The organism is Enterococcus viikkiensis (assembly GCF_005405345.1).
GTDB lineage: Bacteria > Bacillota > Bacilli > Lactobacillales > Enterococcaceae > Enterococcus_A > Enterococcus_A viikkiensis.
On the sequence record NZ_BJDW01000004.1, the window covers coordinates 54,261 to 80,058 of the forward strand.

The following is a 25,798-nucleotide window of genomic DNA, read 5'->3' on the forward strand; positions in this document are numbered from 1 at the left end:
TTTTTATTTATTATTTCGTAATAATCTTATCGATACTTGCTAAAGCATTGGCCATCCGAGCAACGATCGCTAGCTGATTCAAACGATTGTCACGAACTTTTTCATCCTCTACCATGATCATCGTCGCGTTAAAATAGCGTTCGATCACTGGGCGAAGATTCGTCAAGGTTTGATAATTTTCCGCCATGCTTTGGTTGGCGAATTCATCAGAAGCTTCTTTAACAGCTTCATACAATTCTTGCTCGCTGTCGTTTTCAAATAATTTAGGATCGACTTTGTAAGTGATCGTAGCTGGATTCATCTTATTAGTCAAATTAATGACTCGCGTCAAGGCTTCCATTGCCTCTTTAAAATGCTCATCCGTTACATGCTGATCAAAAATTTTAGCCGTCCGGAAGATTTGGACTAAGTCGTCTTGACTTGAATCCACTACGGCATCAATGATGTCATGACGAACATTGTGGATTTGAAGACGTTGCCGCATCCGACCTTTGAAAAATTCGATAAATTCTTTTTGGTCACGATTGAAATGAATGCCGTAATCTAAGATGTCTTCATTGATGGCATCCACTATTGCTCCTTGCATATCTGTGAATGGGAAGGTCCAGCCTTGCGCTTCGACGATCCGTACAATTCCGTAAGTTTGCCGACGCAATGCGTAAGGATCATTCGAACCACTAGGAATCATCCCTACAGCGAAGAAACCTAATACGCTGTCGATCTTATCCGCAATTGCTAAAACGGCGCCAATCGCACTTTGCGGCAATTCTCCTTCAGCGGAGATTGGCAAATAGTGTTCCCGAACCGCCGTAGCCACAGCAGGACGCTCGCCTTTCAATAAGGCATATTTTTCACCCATGATTCCTTGCAACTCAGGAAATTCGCCGACCATATTCGTCACTAAGTCAAATTTATAAATTTCAGACGCACGTTTCAAGTCGGTTAATTCTGCTTGGTCCAAGCCAACCCTCTCGCCGATGACTTTGGCAATTATACCCACCCGTTGCATTTTTTCATACATGCTGCCAATTTTTTCATGGAAGGTCACGTTCTTCAATTTTTCGACACAGTCTTCAATCGATAATTTTTTATCTTCTTCAAAGAAAAACTCGCCGTCTTCTAAACGCGCCGCTAATACTTTTTGATTTCCTTTAATAACATTATCTAATTTCACGCTATTTCCATTCCGAACAGAAATGAAATGAGGCAACAACATCCCCGCCTGATTGCGAACTTCAAAATAACGTTGATGTTCCTTCATAGAAGTGACTAACACTTCTTCCGGCACAGACAAGAAACGCTCTTCAAACGCACCGACAAAAGCGGTTGGGTATTCCACTAAATTCGTCACCTCTTCTAATAAATCAGCATCCAAATCAATCACCCAATTATTTTTTTCAGCGATTTCTTCGATTTGAGATACGATCATTTGCTGACGCTTATGGGCATCCGCAATGACGAATTGTTCTTCTAGTTTTCCTTCATATTCGCTCGGCTCAGTAAGTTCCACTTGGTCGCCTAAGAAGCGATGGCCTTCTGTTGTCCGGCCAGTTTCCACATCTAACAATTCAAATGGGATCACTTCATCATCTAATAGAGCTACGATCCAATGAATCGGACGAATGTATTCAAACATCGTATCGCCCCAGTGCATCATTGTTGGGAAGTTCAAGCCTTTCACCACATCTAAAAGTCCCGTCAATACTTCTTTGCTTTCTTTCCCGTGGATATATTTGGTCACGTAAACATATTCTACGCCATTTAATTCACGGAAAGTAATCGCGTCAGTAGTTAGACCTTGACCACGAACAAATCCTTCCGCTGCTTTACTCCAATTACCTTCAGCGTCTTGAGAGATTTTTTTCGCTGGACCTTTGACTTCTTCTTGGACATCTTCTTGACGATCGGGAATATTTGTCACCCGAATCGCCAAGCGGCGAGGGGTCGAAAATGTTTCGATCGATTCAAAGGTTAGACTGTTCTCCGTTAAAAATTTTGAGACCTTTTCCTCTAGTTGTTTGATGCTAGGCCAAACCACGTGGGCTGGCATTTCTTCTAAACCGATTTCTAATAATAGATTTTTCGCCATCTTATTTGCCCTCCTGATTCAATAATGGGAAGCCTAGTTTCTCACGTTCAGCTACAAAGATCTTAGCAACCGAACGTGCCAAATTACGAATACGAGCTAAGTAGCCAGCCCGTTCTGTTACTGACACCGCACCTCGCGCATCTAATAAATTAAAGGTGTGGCTGCATTTCAATATATAATCATAGGCTGGATGAACTAGATTTTCATCAATGCAACGTTTCGCTTCTTTTTCAAATTTATCAAAGTTATCCAACAGCATCTCTTGATCGCTTTCTTCAAAGGAATATTTTGAATGCTCATATTCCGGCTGTTTGAAGATTTCACCATATTTGACGCCACGACTCCATTCTAAGTCATAAACACTTTCAACTTCTTGAATATAGGATGCTAAGCGTTCTAAGCCGTAAGTAATTTCAGAAGTGACTGGATGACATTGCAATCCACCAACTTGTTGGAAATACGTGAATTGGGTGATTTCCATACCGTCTAACCATACTTCCCAGCCAACACCGGCACACCCCATGGAAGGATTCTCCCAGTTGTCTTCTACAAAACGAATATCATGCTCCAAGGGATCGATTCCTAAAAGACGTAAGCTATCTAAATACAATTCTTGGATATTTTTTGGTGACGGCTTCATGACTACTTGAAATTGATGATGCTGATACAAGCGGTTCGGATTTTCTCCATAACGACCGTCGGCTGGACGACGTGAAGGCTCCACGTAAGCCGCACGCCACGGTTCAGGTCCAATCGCCCGTAAAAATGTATAGGGGCTCATGGTTCCCGCTCCTTTTTCTGTATCGTAGGCTTGCATCAGCATACAGCCATTATCTGACCAAAATTTTTGTAACGTCAATATCATATCTTGTACTGTTAATTTGCTCATTCTGTTTCCTCCTGTAATTTCTTATTATGTTTGGAACTTGCGAAAAGCTAGTAATGACTGAAAATTGTTCCTACTAAAGACCGTCATTTTCCAAACCGCAAAAAGTTGAACGAATAAATACAAAAAGTCCCTATGCCGAAATAAATCGGCATAGGGACGTATCAACGCGGTTCCACCCTACTTCCAAGCATCAGCTTGGCAGCTTTCACTATCATGTGCTCACAAACGCCAACAAAATTTGCTTCCCTGCTTGGCTTTCACCTCTCCAAACTCGCTGTGATCTTCCACAAATTTTTAATTTGATCTTCGCACCTATTCAACTTGACTCTATAATAGCGACTCAATGCCCCTTTTGTCAAATCTTTCTCCTATCAAAAGAGATTGGTTGGAAAATACCATCCTTTAATTGCATTGTTTTTTTTAAAATTATTTAAATAGTAACGCTGGAAATCATGCTGTGCATATACTTTTCTTAACTAAAGTTCAATTTATTCATCAGGTCGTAATACCTGCCCATTTCTTTTATACGTATGAATGTTCACCGAATTATTCTTTTTATCTTCGAGATTTTTTCAGAGAAATAAAAACTATAAAAAAATAATCTGCGACTCCTGTAAGGAACGGCAGATTATTTTTCGTCTCTTGGTTTTAACACATCTTGCCACTCACTCATTTGATCAATGAATTTTTTGCTTTTTAAATGCAGACCGATATATTCTTCATAAAGCTGATCCAATGTTTGACGAATCGCTTTTTTAGTTTCTGGCTTCAAATTAATCGTGTTGATATTTTCATAGGTTACACTATTGAACATCCTCAGAAAATAAATGGCCCGCGGGTCTGCATGATAACGGTGTTGATCCAAATGCCAATGCTCCTCGCAAAGAATTCCATTGTACGTTGAAGAAAAATCAAAGGCCCCGGTCTTCTTGCCACACACACCGCAAGCTTGCCAGTTTAGTGAGATTCCGAAGCGCTGCATGATCTGAACTTCAAAAATATTCATGATCGTTTCCCCATCAGCGCCTTCATTCATCCGCTGCAAGGCTTCCCGAGTAAAACCGTACAGAGCTGGATCATAGACATGATCCTCAATCGCGGCATCAGTTAGGCTTAAGATGTACGACCCATAGGCATTTAAAAAAATATCCTCCTGCAGCTTCCGCAATGGTTGAACGTCTTTCGCACTATTTAAAAAAGAAAGCCCATCTGATTTTAGATTCCCGATATAGATTGCTTCGGTAAAAGGCTGGATCGCTGTGTTTAACGAATTGTTCGGACGGTGAATTCCCTTAGCGAAGAACATAACCTTCCCTGCCGACTCAGTAAAAATTTTAATCAACTTGTCTTTTTCCTTATAATCACGACTAAACAAGATCATCCCTTTTGTTTCACCAATTTGCGCCATAACTTTTCACCTCGTTTCCATATTTCTATCCGTAGCTAAAGGCTGGAACATAAATATGTCCCAGCCTCAAAATTTTTAATAATCGTCTTTACGATAACCGTAATCTTGTAAATAGGTTTGCTTGTCGCGCCAATCTTTTTGGACTTTCACCCATAGCTCTAAATAAACTTTATCTGCTAAAAGCGTCTCAATGTCTTTACGAGCTTGCGTGCCAATATTTTTCAGCATCTTGCCGCCTTTACCGATGATGATGCCCTTTTGACTGGTTCGTTCGACAATGATCGTTGCTTGAATATGCACCTTATCATTTTCATCTCGTTTCATCGATTCAGTCACCACAGCCACAGAGTGAGGCACCTCGTCACGCGTTAAAGTCAAAACTTTTTCTCGGATCAATTCTGACACGATGAAGTATTCCGGATGATCCGTGATTTGATCTTCTGGGAAATATTGAGGTCCTTCATCCATTTGATCCACTAAGACGTCTAATAAATGCTCAACATTGTTGCCTTCCGTCGCTGAGATTGGAATAATTTCTTTGAAATCCATGACTTGGCGATAATCATCAATAATTGCTAACAACTCATCTGGATGAATTGTATCGATTTTGTTGATGACTAGATAAACGGGAACCTCTTGCTTACTTAAACGTTCCAAAATAAAATCGTCCCCACGGCCACGCTTTTGATCAGCACTTACCATAAAGATGATCGAATCGACCTCTCGCAGTGCACTATAAGCCATCTCTACCATATAATCCCCTAAGCGATGTTTTGGTTTATGTATGCCCGGTGTATCAATAAAAATAATTTGTGCTTCTGGGGTCGTGTAAACCCCTTGAATTTTATTGCGCGTCGTTTGCGCCTTGTCGCTCATGATCGCGATTTTTTGTCCGATAATACGATTTAGCAACGTAGATTTTCCAACATTTGGTCGTCCAACGATCGCTACAAAACCTGATTTATGTTCTGACATATAATAGTTCCTTTCTGAGTAACCTTTCTCCTCGATACTACATCTATTTGAGGAAGAGCTCGACAATCTTTGGTAAAAAGATCACCATACCAACGATAATGGCAAAAACCGAAGTGACCAAGACGGCTCCAGCAGCCATATCCTTAATTTTTTTTCCGATTGGATGAAAATGACACTCCGTGACCATATCCACCACATTTTCAAAAACTGTATTAATCATCTCCACAATCCAAACAAGAAAGACCGCTAAAATAATCCACAACCATTCCAGTAGGGACAACCCTAATAGAAAACTAACAAAGATCGCCATTAAGCCAAAGGCCACATGCTTACGCATGTTGCGTTCTTCCTTAAAAACGGTGCGAATCCCTTGCAGGGCAAATTCAAAAGAGGTAATAAAATGCTTATTTTTTTCTGTCTTATCTTTTAAGTCCATAGGCATCCAAAATCTCTTTCTGTAGACCAAACATCTCTTTCTCATCTTCAGGAGTCATATGGTCATACCCATTGATATGCAAAAATCCATGTACAGCTAAGAAGCCTAATTCACGGTCAAAGCTGTGTCCGTACTCCTCTGCCTGCTCGGCTGCACGCTCTGTTGAGATCATAATATCGCCGAGATTGCGGGGCATCTGCTCCATTCCATCCAGCTCGTCCATAATAATTGGTACCTCATCTTCACCCTCTTCTTCCAGAGCAAAGCTGATCACATCTGTTGCAGCGTCTTTTCCGCGATAGTCGCGATTAATCACACGAATTGCGGCATTATCCATAAATGTAACAGACATCTCAATATCTTTTGGTAATTTGAGATAATCCGCCGCAAATTGCAGCACACCATCAATCTCTTTGATTTTATCTTCAGAAAGTTCTTCTGTTTCATCAATAAAAGTAATGTCCATTACGCTTCCCCTTTTTTCTCTTGTTCTTCTTTCATTTTTTCCGCTTCAGATTGCATACGAGGATACTTGATTCTTGAATGAAAGGTCGAACTTAATCCACTGATTAGTGATTTTTCAACAATTCGAATTTCTTTAAGTGTTAAACCTGAGTCGTCCAATTGGCCATCACTGATTCGTTCTTCGATTAAACTATGAACAAATTCCGTAATTTTATCTAAAGACGGGTGATCCATCGCTCGAACAGCCGCTTCACAGCTATCGGCGATATTGACTACCCCAGCTTCACGCGTCTGAGGTTTTGGCCCAGGGTAACGAAACTCTGCTTCCGTTGTTTCTGGGTTTCGTTCCTTTGCTTTTATATAGAAATATTTCATCAACGTTGTACCATGATGTTGATAACAAATATCGATGACCATTTGCGGCATTTTATATTCTTTTAAGATTTTCGCACCTTCTATTACGTGGCCGAAAATGATTTGCTTGCTATCCTCTGGTAACAAAAAATTATGAGGATTTTCTGCGCCAGTTGGCAAATTTTCGACAAAGAAATTCGCATGACGGATCTTCCCGATATCATGATAATAACAAGCCACTCGCGTCAGTAATGAACGTCCGCCGATCTCTGCCACCGCATTGGCGCTTAGATTCGCCACCATCATCGAGTGATGATAGGTTCCAGGCGCTTCTTCTAACAATTGTTTCAGCAGCGGATGGTTTGGATTACTTAACTCATTCAGCGTGATAACACTGCTGTCTGTGACCAAAAGCTCGATATACGGCTGCAAACCCATCCCCATAATAAAGGACAGCATACTTGCCGCAAAAGCTCCAAGCAGCATTCCCCACGTTTGACTGTCTGCAAAGGATAGTCCTTGATAAATTGTCAAAATAATCGCCCAGGCGATTGGGAAGGCAATGATCCATAATGACGCCTGTTTGACTTGATCTGATAGTCGTCTTTGTTTTACCATCACAGCTAATGTCCCGGAAAAAAGATAGCTCATTAAGATGACCGGTAAAATATTCGTACCAATAGCATTGTAATAAATAAACAGAGCAAAGACCGTCTGGAATACGGCAGCTAATGCACTTGCCCGACGATTGACAAATACGGTTAAAATCAATGGTACAAACGCCGCTGGGAAAAACAATGCCAAATTATTCGAACTATTCCCTTGAAAAGCTTGCAGGATCTTCATAATAAAGACGCCGCTAGTCATGCTGGCACTGTAAAACAGAACAAAGCGTAGTCTTTGAAATTCCACTTCAAATTGTCGGCTATAAAACCACAGCAACACCCCTTGCAGGATCGCTGCCAAGACCATTGCAATCATCGGAAAGATTGATGTACTTGAACTAGTCAAGCCTAATAATTTCAATTTATTAATAGAGTTCGCGTCGATCTGGCTGCCTTCACGAACAATCACTTCTCCTTGATAAATCATGACTGGCTGAACTGATTCGCTGGCTTGCTCCTTCAATTCATCCGTTCGCTTTTGGTTCAAGGAATCATTCACGATGATCCCTTCCTCAAGTAAGTAACGGGCTGCAAGGCTAGCCGTTTCGGAAAGATTTAGTTCTTGAATCTTATCAATTGCTTGTTGCTTATATTCTTCTAAATCGCTTTGACGGATTCGCTTTGCCATTTGCTCATCCACTAGCCTCAAGCTTCCGGTTTCGAGCTTATCAAGATCAGCAGTGTTTAACTGTACAATCGCTTGATAAAAATCATCTGGTAATTGCTGAAAAAAGGTAACCGTATCTTGATCTAAACCTTCAAAGCCTTTTTTAACCGCCGCCACTCGTTCATCAACTGTTGGCTGTGGTATCTTTTCCCCATCCTTGGCTTGTGAAGCCTTCGATTGATAGCTTTTATCGATCTCGCTATTCGACTTTTGAATTAGTGAAATCAATTGGCTGATCCGATCATGCTGGGTCTGAGCCAAATCTGCTTGGTAGGTATATTCCGGCGTCACCGCTTCAGCGGCTAATTGACGTTTTTGTGTTGTCTCCGCCTTGTTCTCAATCGTTTTATTCGCACGAATACTTTCTGAGGCAACTTGGCCTTCTTTATAGTCGACACTTTTTTGTACAACACTAGTCAGCATCGTCACCATCAAGATGACTGAAAAGATGGCTAGCACTAGCGGTACAATCTTTGAACCTAACTTTTTCAGCAAGTTATTGATGGGTCGATTTAACATCTAATTCCCTCCCAGCTCATTAAAAAATAGTCAACCTAAACTTGGAATAGTCCACGTTCAGGTTTTATCACATCTATTGGTTGATGAGTGTCAACCGTTAACTATTTTTCTTGGTGACGCAAATTCTCATGTTCGTAAGCTTCAATGATTTCCGCAACCACTGGATGCCGCACGACATCTCCCGCTTCGAAATTCACAAATCGAATCTTCTTGATCCCTTGCAACGTCCGTTCCGCATGGATCAAACCGCTGACCTGGCCTTTTGGCAAATCGACTTGGCTTGTATCGCCATTGACGATCATTTTTGAATTAAATCCTAATCGGGTTAAAAACATTTTCATTTGTGAAATCGTCGTATTTTGCGCCTCATCTAAAATGACAAAGGCATCATCCAGTGTCCGACCACGCATATAAGCTAATGGTGCGATTTCGATTACGCCCCGTTCCAATAAACGATTCGTATGCTCCATACCAAAGATTTGATGTAGTGCATCATACATCGGGCGTAAATAAGGATCGACTTTTTCCTTCAAGTCTCCTGGTAAAAAACCCAGACTTTCCCCTGCTTCAACTGCTGGACGAGTCAAAATAATCCGTTGTACTTCGCCTTTTTTTAACGCCGCAATCGCCATAACAATCGCTAAATACGTCTTACCAGTACCGGCAGGTCCAATACCAAAAACCACATCGGATTTGCGAATCGCTGCAATATAGCGACTTTGTCCAATATTTTTCGGACGAATCGGCTTTCCGTTGCGGTCCTTTAATAATTCTTCCTCATACATCATAATAAATTCGTCTAAATGATTGTCGCGACCTAAGCGTAACGCCGTCATCACATCTGGCGTCGCCACTTTGATTCCGCGATCAATCAAGACTTGCAATGCTCGAATAATCTCAACAACTAATTTCACTTCATCTTTCGGTCCAATGATTTGGATCGTTTCACCACGAGTATTAATGGTTGTCTCGGTATTGTCTTCTAAAAATTTTACATGTTTGTCATGGGTTCCTAAAAGCATACTGATGTCATCTTTGCCATCAAGCTTTATTTCAAACGACTCAAAATCGCTGTTAATCAACAAGCCTTCATCCCTTCATTCTTCGTTCTCCCCTATAATACCACACTCTAAATAAAAGAAAAATTGTCTTAACTCTCACTAAAGGAATCCTAACCTTTAGCTATTTAATAAATAAAACGTTGCAGGATAAACTCTTTTTCTTCATTTAAAACGATTAGTTGATAAACGCAAACGAGCTTCTGGTGATCTATTAAAACAGCTGCCTTTATCTATTGGGATGCGACGATCCTTAGCATACATTTCTATAAATCGAACTGTAATTTGAAGTAGAAGTCGCAAAAAAACCGAGAGAAAATTCTCTCGGCTTCACTATTGCTTACTTGTTCAGGAGTTCCTTGACGACTGCATTGACTTGATTGCCATCGGCTTTGCCTTTGACTTTCGGCATCACTGCCCCCATCACTTTACCAAATTCTTTTGGTGATGTCGCTCCCGTTTTTGTAATTGCTTCTTGAACAATTGCACGAATCTCTTCCTCATTCAGTTGAGCCGGCAAATAGTTTTCAACAATTACGATTTCCTTTTTGACTTTGTCAGCCAAATCGGTGCGATCAGCTTTTTCAAATTCCGTTAAAGAATCCCGACGTTGCTTCATCTCACGAGATAAAACAGTCAATTCTTCTTCTTCATTCAAATCCTGACCTTTTTTGATCTGCTCATTTTGAATCGAAGCTTTAAGCATCCGGATCACTTGCAAAGACTCTTTATCTTTTGCTCGCATCGCTTGCTTCATGTCTTCATTCAAGGTAGTAAGTAGTGACAATAGAATCACTCCATTGACAGACTAGAATTTCTTACGTTTTCTAGCTGCTTCTGATTTTTTCTTACGTTTCACACTTGGTTTTTCATAAAATTCACGTTTGCGAGATTCTTGCAGAGTCCCTGCTTTTGAAACGGAACGTTTGAAGCGACGAAGAGCATCGTCAAGAGATTCATTTTTACGAACCACTGTTTTTGACATATAAATTCCCTCCCTCCGGGCTTGAAATGTAACCGTTTTTGTTATTGAAATATACTTTCAACCAACAAGACCGTCCATAAGTCATTATATCCAATGGTCTATTTTGAGTCAAGGTACTGAAGAATTTTAATTCTTAATTTATTCATTAATATTTTGACATTTTTCACAACGACCGTAAAGTTCAAAGCGATGTCCTTCGATAGAGCAATCATCTAGCTGTTCTTTGAAGAAATCCATCGGGCACATGTGGATCTCTTTTGTCATTCCACAAACCGTACAAATAAAATGATGATGATGCTCAAAACTTTCGCTACAACTAAAGCGGAATTTCATTTCCCCTTGCAACTCCGTGTCTTCAATCAAGCCAATCTCACAAAATTCACGTAAATTTCGATACACCGTGTCATAACTTAATCCTGGGAATTGTCCATTCAGTTGATTATAAACTTCACGTGCAGAAACGTAACGATTCTTTTTAATTAAAAAATCCAATAAGGCCTCGCGTTTTTTCGTATACTTAAAGCCATGCTCTTTCACTTTTCCCAATGCTTTTTCTAACAATGTTGCTTGCGGCATAGTTATCCCTCAATTCAAAGTGTAATGATTCCGAATAAACAATATGGTATAATAAATTATCTTTGATTGCAAGGGAGAATCTCTTTATGAACAGTGAAAAACAAGGCGAACTAGTAACGATTTTTATCATTTCCGATTCTGCTGGAGAAACCGCCTCGAAACTGGCTCAAGCTTCAATGGCACAATATCCGACCGTCGAATTCTGTCTTTTCCGTAGAACCTTCATTCATTCGGAAGAATTATTGTTAAAAGCATTAAACGATGCAAAAGCAGAAAACGGTATGATCATTTATACTTTAATTGATCCGAATTTATCAAAAATAGCGAAGGAATTTTGCGAGCACGAAGACTTGTTTACAATGGATCTATTAAATCCAGTCGTACACGAAATCAGTCAACGAGCGCATGTGGAGCCAACCGGAGAACGCGGTGCCCTTCATCATTTAAACGAAAATTATTTCAAACGGATCAAAGCAATGGAGTTTGCGGTAAAGTATGACGATGGCAAAGACCCTCGTGGCTTTTTAGAAGCCGATGTGGTCTTACTCGGTGTCTCGCGTACATCAAAAACACCGCTAAGTTTATATTTGGCTAATAAAAATCTTAAAGTTGCAAATTTGCCGTTGATTCCTCAGGCGCATATTCCAAAGCAGCTTTTTGAAATCGATCCAAAAAAAATCGTCGGCTTAACCAATGATCCTGAAGTATTGATTGGGATTCGTAAAGAACGGATGCGGGCTTACGGCTTGAATCCTGAAACGGCCTATTCCGATCGTGACAAAATCCAAGCAGAACTGAAATTTGCCAATGATCTGTATCAAAAACTTGGCTGCGAAGTCATCAATGTAGCGACACTTTCGATTGAAGAAACAGCCGCAATGATCATGAGCGCTTTAGACTTAGAAGACCATAGTTATTACTTTATGGAAGAAGAAAACTGAAATCATCACGATTTCAGTTTTCTTTTTTTCTGTCTTTGACGAATCTCGGTTAATGAATAAGGCGTCATTTGATACACGTCATTCAACCAGTTCTGATAAAACAAATGAGCATGTGCCCGCCAGTAATTAGTAATTTTTTCACCTTCGTAATAATTTTCCGGCTGCGCGGTCGTTAAGCCGCGTTCATGATCCCGCAAATATTCTTTTTCCAGTGTATCCGTATCGTATTCAAAATGGCACATCAAAAAAATATCGTGTTCGTCCTCTGAGAGTATTATTGTAGAGCGTGCATGATCATCTTTGGCGATTACTTTGATTTTTGGTTGATTTCGCACCTGCTCTTCATTGATTCCGGTATAGCGCGACTGCGGCATCCAAAAACGATCATCAAAGCCACGAAAGAGTCGATGTTGGTGTACACTCTCCTGCTGATAAATACCAAACATTTTTTCTGGAAAAGGCAGCTTATCAATACCGAAATGATAATACAAACCTGCTTGCGCCCCCCAACAAATATGCACGACCGATGTCACCGATCGCTGGCTCCACTCCATGATTCTCACCAATTCAGTCCAATAATCCACTTCGGTAAAAGCCAGCTGCTCCACTGGCGCCCCTGTAATGATTAAACCATCGTAACAAGTATCAACGATTTTGGAAAATTCCAAATAAAATTTGTCTAAATGATTTTTACTCGTGTGTTTCGCGTCATGACTGGCCACCTTTAAAAAATCCACATCGATCTGCAACGGACTTTGACTAATCAGCCGTAGCAAATGAATCTCCGTATCGATTTTATTCGGCATCAAATTCAAGATCAACAATTTTAACGGACGAATATCTTGATGCTCCGCCCGCGTATTATCGATGGCGAAGATATCTTCGGTTTCTAAGACCGACTTTGCAGGAAAATCAGCGTCTAAACGAATCGGCATGCGTTATCCCTCCAATTTATCAAAGGCTTGCTGCAGATCTGCTAATATGTCCGCTACATTCTCAATTCCGCAAGATAAACGAACAAGTCCAGGAGAAATCCCCGCTTGTCGTAATTCTTCATCTGTCAACTGACGGTGAGTCGAAGTCGCCGGATGCAGCGCACATGTTCGGATATCCGCCACGTGCACTTCTAGCGAGACTAAGTCCAGAGCGTCTAACCACTTCGCCGCCGTTTCCTTTCCGTCAGCAAACTCTACGGAAATGACCCCGCACAAGCCGTTTGGTACATATTTTTGTGCCAAAGAATAATCAGCATCCGACTTCAAGCCAGGATAATAGACTTTTTCGATGGCTGCTTGTTTTTCTAAAAATTCAGCCACGGTCACCGCATTTTGATAATGTCGATCCATCCGAACGGATAGTGTTTCTATTCCAAGATTCAACAAGAAAGAATTTTGTGGCGATGGGGTCGCTCCAAGATCACGCATTAATTGAACCCGCGCCTTCGTGATATATGCCGCCGTCCCAAATTTTTCAGTGTAAACAATCCCATGATATGTTTCATCTGGTTCCGATAGTTGCGGAAATTTTCCGTTAGTCCAATCAAAGGTTCCTGCATCTACGATCACTCCACCTGTTTGTACGGCATGGCCATCTAAATACTTCGTCGTACTGTGGATCACAATATCGGCCCCGAATTCAATCGGCCGACAAAAGTACGGTGTCGCAAAGGTGTTGTCGATGATAAAAGGAATCGCTAGTTCTTTTGCTACCGCTGAAAATTTATCCAGATCCAATACTTTCACTGCCGGGTTCGCGATCGTCTCGCCGAAAATCGCTTTAGTATTTGGCTTGGCTGCCTTTAACAATTCTTCCACCGGCGCATCTTGATCAACAAAAGTGACTTCGATCCCCATTTTTTTAAGCGTATGGGCAAATAAATTATAGGTTCCACCATAAATATAGCTGGAAGAAATCAAATGATCGCCTGACTCTAAAATATTCAGCACCGCGTAAAAGGTTGCCGCTTGTCCTGAGGATGTACACAAAGCACCCACACCATTTTCTAAAGCCGCGATTTTTTCTTCCACCGCACTAGTCGTTGGATTGGCTAAACGAGTATAGAAATAGCCGTTCGCTTCTAAATCAAATAATTTCCCAATCTCTTCTGTTGAATCATACGCATAGGTCGTACTTTGGGTGATTGGTAAGACTCGTGCGCCACCATTTTCCGGCCGATAACCAGCGTGTAAACATTTTGTTTCAAATTCCATTATCATTTCCTCCTTGTTAGTTACAATTTTCAAATTTTTTTATGTTAAGTAATGCTTTTTATAAACAGGTTTCGTTTTTCAAACTATACAAAAGTTTGTTCCCAGATTTATTCATAGAATACTTTTCAGCCGATACTCCTTATCGCTGCGAAAAGCAGCACTCGCAAAAAAAGGCACCCTCATCCTTTCATAGTATGAAAGGACGGGAGTGCCGTGGTACCACCTTAGTTTATCAGGCTCTTGCAAGGCTGATCTTTAGTCGTATTGCTACGAGCTGCTATAACGGGCACACCCGTGTCTGATTGACAATCGCTCTGAGACCATCTTCTGATTCATCACTGCTGCTTCTTTTCAGCTATCGAAGCTCTCTGTGGAGTCTGATGTATCCTACTCTTCTCTTCCTCGCAATTAAACTATTTGGACGCCTTCTTTTTCAACGGAAAGGACGTCAATCGCCGCTTCATGATCATAGATCTTTAATGCTGTGACTAATTTTTCAGTATTTTCTGACGGGGTTAAGACTAGAACAGTCGGGCCCGCCCCACTTAAAAAACTGCCATATCCGCCGTAAATTTTGCAAAATTCACGGATTTTTTTCAAATGAGGAACCAAATGCTGGCGATGGTTTTCATGTAAAATATCCTTCTCCATCATTTTACCGGCTAATGGCAAGTTCCCATTCAACACTGCAGCGATCATCACATTGCCGATTGAGCTCGCTTTGACCGCATCGCGATAGGACATTTCCTTTGGTAAAACTGCGCGGCTTTCCGCTGTTAGTAATTCATGATTTGGGATGAATGCAATCACATCGCAATTCGGAAAAGGATGCTTCACAAAATCCACTTCATTGTTATTAAAGCTGGCTACTACAAAGTCACCACAAATCGCCGGAGCTACATTGTCAGGATGCCCTTCGATTTTTGTTGCATAGGTCACTTTTTGTGCAGTGGTCAATCCAAGCTGACCTAAACGATTGGCTAGCTCGATTCCTGCTACAATCACCGACGAACTACTGCCTAAACCACGAGCGATGGGAATGTCTGACGTCATCGTTAATCGATGCGGTTTTAAATTGGGTGCTAAGTCTAAGGCCGTTTGGATCAATAAATTTTTCTCATCGGAAGGAATGTTGCTTCCTAAGTGATGAATGATTTGCCAATTTTTTGTTTCCTCACCAATTTCAATGGTCAAATACTGAGATAACGCGATCCCACACGAATCAAAGCCGGGACCTAAGTTGGCGCTGGTTGCAGGGACGCGGATTTTCATAGAGTTGCCACTCCTTCACGTAAGTGTTGGCGCATATCCTCCAAGTCACTCATCTTATTGATTTTGATATCGGTTTCGTTGATTGCTGTGTCAGGGTCTTTTAACCCATTTCCGGTAAAGACGGTCACAACCGTTTCACCCGCTTTGATCCGACCGTTTTTCACGTGTTGGATCACACCGGCAAGGGAAGCCGCAGAGCCAGGTTCTACAAAAACGCCTTCTTGAGCGGCTACTTTGCGATAGGCATTCAAAATTTCTTCGTCCGTCACAGAGTCAATGTAGCCCTTTGATTCATCACGAGCCGCTTCGGCTAACTTCCAGCTAGCTGGATTTCCGATACGAATCGCCGTTGCAACTGTTTCCGGTTGTTCAATTACTTTTCCGGTAACGATCGCCGCCGCTCCTTCGGCTTCGAAGCCATGCATTCGCGGAAGCTCCGTGCCTTTTTTCTCATGCCATTCTTTAAAGCCTTTCCAGTAAGCCGAAATATTTCCGGCATTACCAACCGGAATTGCCAAAACATCTGGCGCTTTTTCTAATTGTTCGCAGATTTCGAAAGCCGCGGTTTTTTGTCCTTCTAATCGATAAGGGTTGACTGAATTTACTAACGCCACTGCTTCTGTCTCGGCAATATCACGCACCGCTTTCAACGCTTCGTCGAAATTTCCCGGTATCGAAATAATATCCGCCCCATAAGCGATCGCTTGGGCCAATTTTCCCATCGCAATTTTCCCATCAGGGATCACGACGTAGGCTTTAATACCAGCACGGGTAGCATAAGCCGCAGCAGCTGCACTAGTATTTCCGGTGGAAGCACAAATAATGGCTTTCGCTCCGTCTTCAACTGCTTTGGCTACCGCCATCACCATGCCACGATCTTTGAAAGAACCAGTCGGATTCAAACCTTCATATTTTCCATATAATGTGATACCTAACTCTTTTGATAAATTTTTCAAAGGAATCAACGGTGTGTTTCCTTCAGCTAAAGCGATTTGTGGTGTCTTATCCGTAATTGGCAAGTATTCTTTATATTGCTTTAATAGACCTTCGTACATAGTTTATTCCCCCATTACTTTCATCAACGATAAGATTTTGTAACTCGTTTTGTCTTTGATTGCTTGTTGAATGGTCAGCATTTTGGTTTCTGAAGTTTCATGGGTAATCAAGACCACTCGGGCATTTTCGCCGTCTCCTTTTTCTTGAAGGACTTGTTCAAAGCCTACCTGAGTCGCCGTCATGATTTCAGCCAGCTTCAAAAATTGTCCCGCTTCATCCAGCATTTCTAGCGACAAGAAATACTTGCTGATATTTTTGCTTGGTGGCGTAATTTTTGTTGGCTGCGTATAGCCAGTAAACCGATGCCCCACCGTATTTTTCTTCATCTTATTAACGATCGTCATCAGATCTGCCACGATACTGGTCGCCGTTGGCCGTGCTCCTGCACCCGGACCATAATACATCGATTCGCCGATGCCAGAGCTTCTGACAAAAACCGCGTTCATTTCATTGTGGATGGAAGCCAATGGATGTTCATGAGGAACCAAAACAGGGCCTACCTCAACAGAAATAGTATCGTCTTGTTTGATTGTTGAACCAATTAATTTGACGGTATAGCCTAACTGATCCGCAATCAAAACATCTGCCGCTGCTAAGCCGCGAATTCCCTTGATCTTGACTTGATCCATCGTGATAGTCATCCCAAAAGCAAATTTACTTAAGATCACCATTTTGTATGCCGCATCGATCCCATCAACGTCATTGGTTGGGTCACTTTCCGCAAAGCCCAACGCTTGCGCTTCTTTCAAAGTCTCTTCATAAGTGCGATGCTCTTGCACCATTTTTGTCAGCATATAATTTGTCGTACCGTTAACGATCCCTAAAACTTCTGTAATATCATCTGCTGCCAAACTGTTGGCGATCGTCCGTAGGATTGGAATCCCTCCGGCGACACTGGCTTCATAATACAAATTTTGCTGCTGTTCCCGAGCAAGATCGACTAGTTCACTACCATGCTGTGCCAGTAAATCTTTATTGGCCGTCACGACATTTTTTCCAGCCATCAAGGCTTGCTTGATAAACGTTTTAGCTGGCTCGATTCGGCCCATCACTTCCACAACAATGGAAATTTCTGGATCATTTAAGATCGCCTCCAATTCAGTCACTAACTCTAAGTGGTATTTATCCGCTAAAGCCTGCTTATCTTCATCTGGACGGACCAATGCTTTGGTGACAATCAAAGGGCCACCAATACTTTTTTCAATCTTTTCTTGATGATCTGCTAGAATTTCTAATACGCCGGTACCAACCACGCCTAGTCCTAATAGTCCCACCTTGACCGTTTTTTCCATAATCCGCCTCCAATTAATTACATTCGTATTAAAAGTAATTTCATCATATTCTAATAGTTAGGTTTCAGTATAACAAAATTTCTACAAAAAAAAAGTGCTTTTCCAAAAAAATTGGAAGAGCACTTTTTTACTGGTGCAAGACGTGTTGGAAGGTTTGTTCCAAAACATCTAAAACGTGTTGATCGTCCAAGCTGTAAAGCATCGCCTTACCATCCCGTCGCGCTTTCACCAACCGTTTATCCCGCAATAGTTTTAGTTGGTGAGAAACGGCTGATTGCTCCATTTTTAACGTATCACTAATCGAAGAAACATTACGTTCCCCTTCTTTTAGAAACATCAAAATTTTTAGACGAGTCGGGTCACTCAAAACTTTAAAAAATTGACTGACTGCTTGAAATTCTTCGTGTTCCTTCATTTAAAACCCTCATTTACTCCGCGATTTTACGAATCGCTGCTTCATAAGTCGCGATTTTCTCCGCCGCGGCTTCGTGTGAATCTCCTTTGACACCAATATAAAATTTAATTTTTGGTTCTGTTCCAGAAGGTCTAACAGCTAACCAGGTCTCGTCTTCCAATGTATATTTCAACACATCAGAGGCGGGCATTTTGATCGCCGTTTCATTTCCTTCACTATCGATCGTTTTTCCTGTTTGAAAGTCTTCAGTTAATGTCACAGCAACATCTGCGAATTCTTTTGGTGCTTCTTCACGCAAGTTGCCCATGATCGTTTTGATTTCTTCCGCACCTTTTTCACCGCTTAAAGTAACTGAGATAGTTTTTTCAGCGTAGTAGCCATATTCTTCAAAAATTTCTTGCAAGCCGTCGTACAACGTCTTGCCTTGTTTTTTGTAATAAGCCGCAACTTCGGCTAACAAAACAAGTGCTTGGATCGCGTCTTTGTCACGCACAAAGGATTTGATCAAATAGCCATAGCTTTCTTCAAAACCAAACATAAAAGTTTGTGAATGATCGTCTTCATATTGTTGGATTTTTTCAGCGATAAATTTAAACCCAGTCAAGACGTTAACCATCTTCACATTATAGGCATCAGCGATCGTCGTCGCCAACTCACTTGAAACAATGGATTTAAGAACGACGGCATTTTCTGGCAAAGTCCCAGCCTGTTTGTGGGCTTCCAAGATATAGCGAATCATGATCGCTCCGATTTGATTTCCAGTTAAGACTTCATAACGGCCATCCGGCAAGCGAACAGCGGCACCTAGACGATCGGCATCGGGATCAGTGGCGATCAATAAATCCGCATCTTCTTTTTCACCCAATTTAATCGCATATTCAAAGGCTGAATGTTCTTCTGGATTTGGTGATTTTACCGTTGAGAAATCTGGATCAGCAACGGCTTGCTCAGGAACTAAAACAAATTTTTCGAAGCCTGCCTGCTTCAATGCTTTTTCCCCAAGCATTTTGCCTGTTCCATGTAATGGTGTGTAAACTAATTTCAGTTCCTTGCCCATTTCATTGATCAATGCTTGATTGATCGTAACTGATTTGATTTCTTTTAAATATTCTTTATCAACTTCTTCACCAATAATGTTGATCAAATCGCTGTCTCGTGCTGCTTCATCAGATAAGACTGCCACCTCTAAGGGATTTTCCACCGCGCGAACAAATTTAGTCAACGCATCTGCATCTTCTGGCGGCATTTGTCCACCATCTTCACCATAGACTTTATAGCCATTATATTCTGCTGGGTTGTGAGAAGCCGTGATCATAATACCCGTGAAGGCATTTTCAAAACGAACCGCAAAAGACAATTCCGGTGTTGGACGTAAGCTTTCAAAAACAAACGAAGGAATATTATGCTGTGCTAAAGTTTTAGCCGCTTCCATCGCGAATTCAGGTGACATATGACGAGAATCATAAGCGATCGCTACACCGCGTCGTTTTGTTTCAGGATCTTGTGTATCCATAAAACGCGCTAAGCCTTCTGTTGCTTGACGAATCGTAAAAATGTTCATCCGATTGACACCAGGGCCTAAGATCCCCCGCATACCAGCCGTTCCAAATTCTAATTGTTTATAGAACGCATCTTTTTTTAATTCTGGATCTTGGTTTAAATCTTGTAATTCTTTACGCATTTTTTCATCTAATTTATCTGAATCGATCCACTGTTCATAAACTTGTTCCCAAGACATGAAACACACCTCTTTCAAAATATTCTTACTATTTTAGTATACCATTCCTGTTATATTCAGCAAAGAAAAGATGAATTTATTCGTAAGTATACGAGTAAGATGTCTTTATTTATAAAAAAAAGAAGACTGTCCGTCTTCTTTTTAAAACTTTAGTTTTGGGCTTCAATATATTTATACACTTGTTGACCGGCGATTCCGCCTTCCCCAACAGCAGTGGTGATTTGACGCAAGTCTTTTTCACGTGCATCTCCGATAGCAAAGACGCCAGGGATTTTGGTTTTCATTTCAAAATCAGTTTCGATCCAGCCAGCAGCATTGGTGATGCCACTATCTTTGAAAGGCTCGGTCAAAGGTTCTAATCCAACATAGATAAACGCGCCACCCGCTGGCTCAGTATGCACTTCACCCGTTTTAACGTTGCGAATCTTTGCGCCAGTGACAACCATTTCATTGCCAACGATCTCATCTACGACACTATCCCAGATGAATGAAATCTTTTCATTGGCAAATGCCCGATCTTGGATAATTTTTTGTGCCCGCAATTCATCCCGACGATGAACGATCACGACTTCAGATGCAAAACGAGTTAAATAGATTGCTTCTTCTACAGCAGAATCTCCTCCACCAACAACGATTAGACGTTTATTGCGGAAAAAGGCGCCATCACAAACCGCACAATAAGAAACACCCCGACCAGCAAAAGACTCTTCCCCAGGGACACCTAACTTACGATGGACACACCCCGTAGCCACAATAATAGTCTTAGCTTGATAGCTTTCCTCTTCTGTGATGACTTCTTTGTAATCACCATGATCTTTAATATCTTGAACGATCCCATAAGCATTTTCCGTTCCAAATTTTGTGACGCCATCATACATTTTCATGGCTAATTCTGGTCCCATAATGGATTCAAAACCTGGATAATTTTCTACTTCAGCAGTATTATTCATTTGTCCGCCAGGTGCACCCCGTTCGATTAAAAGAACTTTTAAATTCGAACGCGAAGCATATAAGGCTGCGGTCATCCCAGCGGGGCCCGCGCCGATAATTATTACATCATACATTCAGACATTCCTCCATTCGGCTTAACTTTACAACTCAAACACGCGTCTGTCGATAAATCTGCTTACTATTTGTCAGCATTTTGTTTGATTGAAAAAGCTCATTTACATAAAGAAAGAAGCGTGATCAAACACCATCACACTTCCTTCTTTACGAATAAACGTTGTATCAGAAGCAGCTTCTGACACACTCTCGTTCAAAAATTACTGTTGATTTTTCATTTGTTGCATCATTTGACGAACTTTTTTCTCTGAAGGCTTTTGCCCCATTGACATCATCATTTGACGTAACATATCCTCGTTGATTGGAGGATTCTTTTTGAAATAGTCTTGCATATATTTACGGGCTAAGAAGAAACCGCCAACAGCGCCTAATAGGGCTGCAATCACTGCGATCAATACTACAATTCCAGTTGATACCATTTTCACCGCTCCTTTCCTGACATTCTCATCCATTTTACTAAAAGATGCGCTAAAAGAAAAGCTGTTTTAGCAAACTTCAATAACATCCTCCAAGCAACTAGTGTTGTTTTATCAGCTGCTGTGTGAAAATTTATGATAGCCGCTATCCTTTAATCCCTCTCTCTGACGGTTTACCAAAAATTTCAAGTGGATAATAAAAAAATGATGAAATAAAAATGAGAGTGTGGTAAAATGCAAAACAATATCTTCCTCGCTGGTGGCTAAGTGAAGAGGTGTACTATGAGAAATTTTTTGAAATCTGTCAATCGAATCGTGGTAAAGATCGGGACTAGCTCGTTGATTCATCCAAATGGCAAAGTGAATTTGGATGGAATTGATCAATTGGCTTTTGTATTAACCGATCTTCGGAATAAAGGTAAAGAAGTGATTCTCGTTTCTTCTGGTGCGATTGGTGTTGGCATGGACAAACTTAGAGTTGCAGAACGACCAAAGGAAATTCCGGTACAGCAAGCGGTGGCAGCCGTCGGACAATCCGAACTGATGCATATCTACAACCAACGTTTTTTAGGATACAGTCAACAAACTGCGCAAGTTTTATTGACAAGAGATGTCGTTGATTTTCCTGAGAGTCGCAGAAATGTCATTAATACATTGGAGCAGCTGATGGCGATGGACATTCTTCCGATCATTAATGAAAACGATACAGTGGCCGTTGATGAAATGGATCATACGCGAAAATTTGGCGACAATGACGAATTATCTGCTATCGTCGCTCAATTGATGAACGCAGATGTCTTAATCATGCTTAGTGATATCGACGGGTTTTATTCAGCCAATCCCTCAGAGGATAAGCAAGCAGTGCTTTACTCAACTGTTTCATCCATCAATCAATCCTTGATAGATCAAGCTGGTGGCAACGGTAGTCGTTTTGGCACTGGTGGAATGATTAGCAAATTAAAAGCGGCTCAACGAATTTTGGACGCGAAAAGTGCGATGGTCTTAGCTAATGGAAAACCACCTAGAATCATTTTTGATATTTTGGCAGGCGTTGAAGTCGGAACCTTATTTAAGGAGGGCCTCCATGAGTGAGTTAATGAATCAATTAGGCCAGCAAGGCAAAAAAGCCGCAGTGCAATTAGCACAATTAACAACCGTGGAAAAAAACGAGTATCTGTTCCAATTAGCCGATGATTTGGAAACGGCAACAGCGAGCATTTTACAAGCCAATCAACAAGACTTGGATCAGGCGACCACCCACGGCATTCCTGAGCCAATGCTTGATCGGCTACGTCTGACGGAAAATCGGATTCAAGAAATGGCGGAGGGCGTGCGACAAGTCGCTGGACTGCCCGATCCCATCGGTAACGTTGAAAAAATGTGGCAGACCGAGGAGCAATTAATGATTGGACGCCAAACTGTACCTTTAGGCGTGATTGGCATTATTTTTGAATCCCGTCCAAATGTCACGACGGATGCCGCAAGCTTGTGCTTCAAATCAGGTAACGCGGTCATTTTACGAGGAGGCAAAGAAGCCTTTTATTCCAACCAAGCGTTGGTGCATTTGATGCAACAAACCTTGAAAAATAAAAAATTAGATACTGGCATGATTCAATTTGTCAGCGATACTTCCCACGAAATCGCTAATGACATGATGCGCTTGACTAATTATTTAGACGTATTGATCCCTCGAGGTGGGGCTGGCTTGATCCAACGAGTCAAAAACAATGCCACCGTTCCGGTAATTGAAACCGGCACAGGCAACAATCATGTTTACGTTGACAGCTATGCGCAGTTAGAAATGGCAAAAGAAATCGTCAGCAACGCCAAAGCCCAGCGTCCCTCTGTTTGCAACGCGATTGAAACTTTGTTGGTTCACGAAGACATCGCCCCTCAATTTTTACCGCTTATCGAACAGGCGTTGACTGAAAAATCAGTCGAGCTCCGGGCAGATCAACAGGCCTTGAATGATTTGGAGACGGCTACTTTAGCAAGTGAAGCCGATTGGTCTACCGAATTCTTGGATTATATTCTGGCGGTCAAAGTCGTAGCTTCTATTGATGAAGCAATTGAACATATTAATCGCTACAATTCAAAGCACTCTGAAGCAATCGTCACAGACAACTATCAAAATGGTCAGCGTTTCTTGAAAGAAGTGGATGCGGCGGCCGTTTATATCAATGCCTCTACCCGCTTTACCGATGGCTTCAAATTTGGTTTTGGGGCTGAGATTGGGATATCGACACAAAAACTCCACGCTCGTGGTCCGATGGGGCTAGAACAGTTGACTTCCATGAAATATATCGTTTATGGAAACGGTCAAATTCGTGAATAAAAAAAGACCGCCTTGCGGTTAGACAGCCACTCAATACTTTTGGCGTCTGACTGCGGGGCAGTTTTTTTTATTGTCCTTGAATTTTTTCCAATAAATCTGGATCGAAGGTTTGCGATTTCAACATCGCAATTTCAAAGCCGTATGGCGCTTTTTGATTTTTCTTATCTTCCCCTACATAAGGAGTCTCTAAAATTTTCGGCAACTCTTTTAATTGCTCATGATGGGCAATATAATTTAGTGCATCAAAACCAATCGTTCCAAAGCCAATATTCGCGTGCCGGTCTTTGTGAGAACCTTGTGGATTTTTTGAATCATTCAAATGAATGACCTTCAAGCGCTCCAAGCCGATGATTTTATCAAACTCCTCCAGCACGCCGTCAAAGTCTTCTTTGACATTGTAGCCAGCATCATTCGTGTGACACGTATCAAAGGTCACAGAAAGTTTTTCATTTAAGGTGACCCCATCGATGATGTAGGCTAGTTCTTCAAAGCTTTTGCCTAGCTCCGTCCCTTTGCCAGCCATCGTTTCTAGTGCGATCTGAGCTCGGTGTTCTTTGGTTAATACTTCATTCAAGCCTTTAATAATTTGATCTAATCCAGCCTTTTCCCCAGCACCAACATGAGCGCCAGGATGCAAAGTGATTTGCATCGCACCTAAAGCTTCGGCCCGCATAATCTCATCTCGTAAAAATTGTACCGCAAAAGGAAACATTTCCGGTTTTTTGGTATTGCCTAAATTAATAATATACGGCGCATGCATCACGATATTAGATAATCCGTGCTCCGCCATAAAGGTTTCTCCCGCTGGAATATTCATTTCATCGACAGCCTTGCGGCGGGTATTTTGCGGTGCACCGCTATAGATCATAAAGGTGGAAGCCTTGTAGCTGGCTGCCTCCTGAGCCGCTCCTAGAAGCATTTCTTTGCCCTTCATACTTACATGAGAACCAATTAACATAGTTACCTCCTACTTTTTATAAAAATAATAATAAACCTGTCATTAACACTAGACTGATTAAAAAACTGAGGGACGATGTGAACCCGACTACTTCAGCTCGCATGCCCGCCGCCACACTATTGATCACGCCAAAGGTTGTAATCGGTCCAACTGAAACGAGACATAAAACGGTTTTGATCATTGTTGGCAGTGGCAATAGTAAAAAGGATAGACCTAAGAATAAACCGGCACCATACTTAATTGCCAAAATACGTCCAACTAATACCAAATCCTTTCGCGGCAAGCGTAGCTCCAAAAATAGCCCAATCATAAACATCGACAGAAAGGTATTGGCGTTTGCGATTGGCTGTGCCAGTTGAAAAAAAGCAACCGGCAACTCAACAGCCAGCATTCGCAAGAACAGCATGATCAAATAGCACAGAAAAGGTACCGAATGACCTAGCCGGCTTAAAACCTTTTTCATACTCGGCCGTTCTTCATTACTACCGGTCAACCCCTCAATCACGACATTCGATCCGCCAGCCAGCATGATGCTGTTGCCGATATCAAAAAAAGATAAAATCGGAATCGCCTGCGGCATAAAGCTTTGCACAAAGGGAATCGCAAAATTTCCGATGTTATAGCCAGAAACTCCATACATTAAAAATTCCTGTTCTTCGCGTTCCTGCTTTTTAGACAGAACATGACCAATCAAAATCATGACTACGTTTAAGATTCCCCCTGCGACAATCAACAATAGCAGCTGATTCTTTACTTCTAGTGCTTGGAGATTCACGATGATCGCTGCTGGCAAGGTCACATTCACTACGATTTTAGAAATGATCGAGCCATCGGCCTTCCTCAATACATTGAAACGTTTCGTCAAATAGCCTATCAAGATAATAACAAATAATCCCAATGAGTTTAATAAAACTGCTCCCAAATAAATCCCTCACTTTAAGCACTAAACCGTTTTCTCCTTATAATAAAGAAAGAGGATTGCGCCAACTCCGTGGGACAATCCTGCTTCATCTT

25 protein-coding genes are annotated in these 25,798 nt (G+C 41.5%); 3 read left to right on the forward strand and 22 right to left on the reverse strand.

Going from position 1 to position 25,798, the window contains the following annotated elements:
* Positions 1 to 10: 10 nt before the first annotated feature.
* From glyS to FFM67_RS03800, 11 genes are all read right to left on the reverse strand, one after another.
* Positions 11 to 2,089 (reverse strand): glycine--tRNA ligase subunit beta, encoded by a 2,079-nt coding sequence (glyS, locus tag FFM67_RS03750; protein WP_137613288.1) that lies wholly within the window; start codon positions 2,087 to 2,089, stop codon positions 11 to 13.
* A 1-nt stretch (position 2,090) separates the two neighbouring features.
* Entirely contained in the window at positions 2,091 to 2,978 is an 888-nt protein-coding gene (gene glyQ / locus FFM67_RS03755) for a glycine--tRNA ligase subunit alpha (protein WP_137613289.1), read from the reverse strand.
* A gap of 628 nt (positions 2,979 to 3,606) precedes the next feature.
* Complete coding sequence (gene recO / locus FFM67_RS03760) at positions 3,607 to 4,386, reverse strand: DNA repair protein RecO (protein ID WP_137613290.1); 780 nt, start codon at positions 4,384 to 4,386, stop codon at positions 3,607 to 3,609.
* A gap of 75 nt (positions 4,387 to 4,461) precedes the next feature.
* Complete coding sequence (era, locus tag FFM67_RS03765; RefSeq protein WP_137613291.1) at positions 4,462 to 5,361, reverse strand: GTPase Era; 900 nt, start codon at positions 5,359 to 5,361, stop codon at positions 4,462 to 4,464.
* 43 nt (positions 5,362 to 5,404) lie between these two features.
* Positions 5,405 to 5,803, reverse strand: coding sequence for a diacylglycerol kinase family protein (locus FFM67_RS03770; protein WP_137613292.1), 399 nt, complete (start codon positions 5,801 to 5,803; stop codon positions 5,405 to 5,407).
* Positions 5,781 to 6,263 (reverse strand): rRNA maturation RNase YbeY, encoded by a 483-nt coding sequence (gene ybeY / locus FFM67_RS03775; RefSeq protein ID WP_137613293.1) that lies wholly within the window; start codon positions 6,261 to 6,263, stop codon positions 5,781 to 5,783. The genes FFM67_RS03770 and ybeY overlap by 23 nt, the downstream gene beginning before the upstream one ends.
* Positions 6,263 to 8,467 carry an HD family phosphohydrolase gene (locus FFM67_RS03780; RefSeq protein ID WP_137613294.1) on the reverse strand — a complete coding sequence of 735 codons (2,205 nt, stop codon included), beginning with the start codon at positions 8,465 to 8,467 and terminating at the stop codon, positions 6,263 to 6,265. The genes ybeY and FFM67_RS03780 overlap by 1 nt, the downstream gene beginning before the upstream one ends.
* A 101-nt stretch (positions 8,468 to 8,568) precedes the next feature.
* Positions 8,569 to 9,489 (reverse strand): PhoH family protein, encoded by a 921-nt coding sequence (locus FFM67_RS03785; RefSeq protein WP_170177985.1) that lies wholly within the window; start codon positions 9,487 to 9,489, stop codon positions 8,569 to 8,571.
* A gap of 376 nt (positions 9,490 to 9,865) precedes the next feature.
* Positions 9,866 to 10,312 (reverse strand): GatB/YqeY domain-containing protein, encoded by a 447-nt coding sequence (locus FFM67_RS03790; RefSeq protein ID WP_137613296.1) that lies wholly within the window; start codon positions 10,310 to 10,312, stop codon positions 9,866 to 9,868.
* 21 nt (positions 10,313 to 10,333) lie between these two features.
* Positions 10,334 to 10,510: a 30S ribosomal protein S21 gene (gene rpsU / locus FFM67_RS03795; RefSeq protein WP_002356740.1), complete on the reverse strand. Its 177-nt coding sequence runs from the start codon at positions 10,508 to 10,510 to the stop codon at positions 10,334 to 10,336.
* 138 nt (positions 10,511 to 10,648) lie between these two features.
* A complete protein-coding gene (locus FFM67_RS03800; RefSeq protein WP_137613297.1) occupies positions 10,649 to 11,086 on the reverse strand; it encodes a Fur family transcriptional regulator in 438 nt (145 codons plus the stop codon).
* An 86-nt stretch (positions 11,087 to 11,172) separates the two neighbouring features.
* Between FFM67_RS03800 and FFM67_RS03805 the strand changes: the two genes are divergently transcribed.
* Positions 11,173 to 12,027: a pyruvate, water dikinase regulatory protein gene (locus FFM67_RS03805; protein ID WP_137613298.1), complete on the forward strand. Its 855-nt coding sequence runs from the start codon at positions 11,173 to 11,175 to the stop codon at positions 12,025 to 12,027.
* Positions 12,028 to 12,032: 5 nt separating this feature from the next.
* Here FFM67_RS03805 and FFM67_RS03810 read toward each other — a convergent pair whose 3' ends face one another.
* The 9 genes from FFM67_RS03810 to FFM67_RS03850 all read right to left on the reverse strand — a co-directional run bounded on the left by FFM67_RS03810 (position 12,033) and on the right by FFM67_RS03850 (position 21,494).
* A complete protein-coding gene (locus FFM67_RS03810) occupies positions 12,033 to 12,962 on the reverse strand; it encodes a homoserine O-succinyltransferase (protein ID WP_137613299.1) in 930 nt (309 codons plus the stop codon).
* 3 nt (positions 12,963 to 12,965) lie between these two features.
* Positions 12,966 to 14,237 (reverse strand): O-acetylhomoserine aminocarboxypropyltransferase/cysteine synthase family protein, encoded by a 1,272-nt coding sequence (locus tag FFM67_RS03815; RefSeq protein WP_137613300.1) that lies wholly within the window; start codon positions 14,235 to 14,237, stop codon positions 12,966 to 12,968.
* A 408-nt stretch (positions 14,238 to 14,645) separates the two neighbouring features.
* Positions 14,646 to 15,509 (reverse strand): homoserine kinase, encoded by an 864-nt coding sequence (gene thrB / locus FFM67_RS03820; RefSeq protein WP_137613301.1) that lies wholly within the window; start codon positions 15,507 to 15,509, stop codon positions 14,646 to 14,648.
* Positions 15,506 to 16,564 carry a threonine synthase gene (gene thrC, locus FFM67_RS03825; RefSeq protein WP_137613302.1) on the reverse strand — a complete coding sequence of 353 codons (1,059 nt, stop codon included), beginning with the start codon at positions 16,562 to 16,564 and terminating at the stop codon, positions 15,506 to 15,508. The genes thrB and thrC overlap by 4 nt, the downstream gene beginning before the upstream one ends.
* Positions 16,565 to 16,567: 3 nt before the next feature.
* Positions 16,568 to 17,857, reverse strand: coding sequence for a homoserine dehydrogenase (locus FFM67_RS03830; RefSeq protein WP_137613303.1), 1,290 nt, complete (start codon positions 17,855 to 17,857; stop codon positions 16,568 to 16,570).
* A 127-nt stretch (positions 17,858 to 17,984) separates the two neighbouring features.
* Positions 17,985 to 18,272: an ArsR/SmtB family transcription factor gene (locus FFM67_RS03835; RefSeq protein WP_137613304.1), complete on the reverse strand. Its 288-nt coding sequence runs from the start codon at positions 18,270 to 18,272 to the stop codon at positions 17,985 to 17,987.
* 13 nt (positions 18,273 to 18,285) lie between these two features.
* The gene (locus FFM67_RS03840) at positions 18,286 to 20,010 is read right to left on the reverse strand and encodes a phospho-sugar mutase (RefSeq protein WP_137613305.1); all 1,725 of its coding nucleotides are present in this window, start codon (positions 20,008 to 20,010) and stop codon (positions 18,286 to 18,288) included.
* Between the two features lie 149 nt (positions 20,011 to 20,159).
* On the reverse strand, positions 20,160 to 21,074 hold the full coding sequence (trxB, locus tag FFM67_RS03845; protein WP_137613306.1) for a thioredoxin-disulfide reductase: 915 nt from the start codon (positions 21,072 to 21,074) through the stop codon (positions 20,160 to 20,162).
* Between the two features lie 201 nt (positions 21,075 to 21,275).
* Positions 21,276 to 21,494: a YneF family protein gene (locus tag FFM67_RS03850; RefSeq protein ID WP_010740033.1), complete on the reverse strand. Its 219-nt coding sequence runs from the start codon at positions 21,492 to 21,494 to the stop codon at positions 21,276 to 21,278.
* A 279-nt stretch (positions 21,495 to 21,773) separates the two neighbouring features.
* Here FFM67_RS03850 and proB point away from each other — a divergent pair, with 279 nt between their 5' ends.
* The gene (gene proB, locus FFM67_RS03855; RefSeq protein ID WP_137613307.1) at positions 21,774 to 22,583 is read left to right on the forward strand and encodes a glutamate 5-kinase; all 810 of its coding nucleotides are present in this window, start codon (positions 21,774 to 21,776) and stop codon (positions 22,581 to 22,583) included.
* Complete coding sequence (locus FFM67_RS03860) at positions 22,576 to 23,826, forward strand: glutamate-5-semialdehyde dehydrogenase (protein WP_137613308.1); 1,251 nt, start codon at positions 22,576 to 22,578, stop codon at positions 23,824 to 23,826. The genes proB and FFM67_RS03860 overlap by 8 nt, the downstream gene beginning before the upstream one ends.
* Before the next feature lie 67 nt (positions 23,827 to 23,893).
* Here FFM67_RS03860 and FFM67_RS03865 read toward each other — a convergent pair whose 3' ends face one another.
* Positions 23,894 to 24,784 (reverse strand): deoxyribonuclease IV, encoded by an 891-nt coding sequence (locus FFM67_RS03865; protein WP_137613309.1) that lies wholly within the window; start codon positions 24,782 to 24,784, stop codon positions 23,894 to 23,896.
* Positions 24,785 to 24,800: 16 nt separating this feature from the next.
* Positions 24,801 to 25,706, reverse strand: coding sequence for an AEC family transporter (locus FFM67_RS03870; protein ID WP_137613310.1), 906 nt, complete (start codon positions 25,704 to 25,706; stop codon positions 24,801 to 24,803).
* Between the last annotated feature and the right edge of the window lie 92 nt (positions 25,707 to 25,798).

Coding starts and splice junctions, on each gene's coding strand:
- glyS (WP_137613288.1), bottom strand. CDS start 2,089: ATGGCGAAAAATCTATTATTAGAAATCGGTTTAGAAGAAATGCCAGCC.
- glyQ (WP_137613289.1), bottom strand. CDS start 2,978: ATGAGCAAATTAACAGTACAAGATATGATATTGACGTTACAAAAATTT.
- recO (WP_137613290.1), bottom strand. CDS start 4,386: ATGGCGCAAATTGGTGAAACAAAAGGGATGATCTTGTTTAGTCGTGAT.
- era (WP_137613291.1), bottom strand. CDS start 5,361: ATGTCAGAACATAAATCAGGTTTTGTAGCGATCGTTGGACGACCAAAT.
- FFM67_RS03770 (WP_137613292.1), bottom strand. CDS start 5,803: ATGCCTATGGACTTAAAAGATAAGACAGAAAAAAATAAGCATTTTATT.
- ybeY (WP_137613293.1), bottom strand. CDS start 6,263: ATGGACATTACTTTTATTGATGAAACAGAAGAACTTTCTGAAGATAAA.
- FFM67_RS03780 (WP_137613294.1), bottom strand. CDS start 8,467: ATGTTAAATCGACCCATCAATAACTTGCTGAAAAAGTTAGGTTCAAAG.
- FFM67_RS03785 (WP_170177985.1), bottom strand. CDS start 9,489: ATGCTTTTAGGAACCCATGACAAACATGTAAAATTTTTAGAAGACAAT.
- rpsU (WP_002356740.1), bottom strand. CDS start 10,510: ATGTCAAAAACAGTGGTTCGTAAAAATGAATCTCTTGACGATGCTCTT.
- FFM67_RS03800 (WP_137613297.1), bottom strand. CDS start 11,086: ATGCCGCAAGCAACATTGTTAGAAAAAGCATTGGGAAAAGTGAAAGAG.
- FFM67_RS03805 (WP_137613298.1), top strand. CDS start 11,173: ATGAACAGTGAAAAACAAGGCGAACTAGTAACGATTTTTATCATTTCC.
- FFM67_RS03810 (WP_137613299.1), bottom strand. CDS start 12,962: ATGCCGATTCGTTTAGACGCTGATTTTCCTGCAAAGTCGGTCTTAGAA.
- FFM67_RS03815 (WP_137613300.1), bottom strand. CDS start 14,237: ATGGAATTTGAAACAAAATGTTTACACGCTGGTTATCGGCCGGAAAAT.
- thrB (WP_137613301.1), bottom strand. CDS start 15,509: ATGAAAATCCGCGTCCCTGCAACCAGCGCCAACTTAGGTCCCGGCTTT.
- thrC (WP_137613302.1), bottom strand. CDS start 16,564: ATGTACGAAGGTCTATTAAAGCAATATAAAGAATACTTGCCAATTACG.
- FFM67_RS03830 (WP_137613303.1), bottom strand. CDS start 17,857: ATGGAAAAAACGGTCAAGGTGGGACTATTAGGACTAGGCGTGGTTGGT.
- FFM67_RS03835 (WP_137613304.1), bottom strand. CDS start 18,272: ATGAAGGAACACGAAGAATTTCAAGCAGTCAGTCAATTTTTTAAAGTT.
- FFM67_RS03840 (WP_137613305.1), bottom strand. CDS start 20,010: ATGTCTTGGGAACAAGTTTATGAACAGTGGATCGATTCAGATAAATTA.
- trxB (WP_137613306.1), bottom strand. CDS start 21,074: ATGTATGATGTAATAATTATCGGCGCGGGCCCCGCTGGGATGACCGCA.
- FFM67_RS03850 (WP_010740033.1), bottom strand. CDS start 21,494: ATGGTATCAACTGGAATTGTAGTATTGATCGCAGTGATTGCAGCCCTA.
- proB (WP_137613307.1), top strand. CDS start 21,774: ATGAGAAATTTTTTGAAATCTGTCAATCGAATCGTGGTAAAGATCGGG.
- FFM67_RS03860 (WP_137613308.1), top strand. CDS start 22,576: ATGAGTGAGTTAATGAATCAATTAGGCCAGCAAGGCAAAAAAGCCGCA.
- FFM67_RS03865 (WP_137613309.1), bottom strand. CDS start 24,784: ATGTTAATTGGTTCTCATGTAAGTATGAAGGGCAAAGAAATGCTTCTA.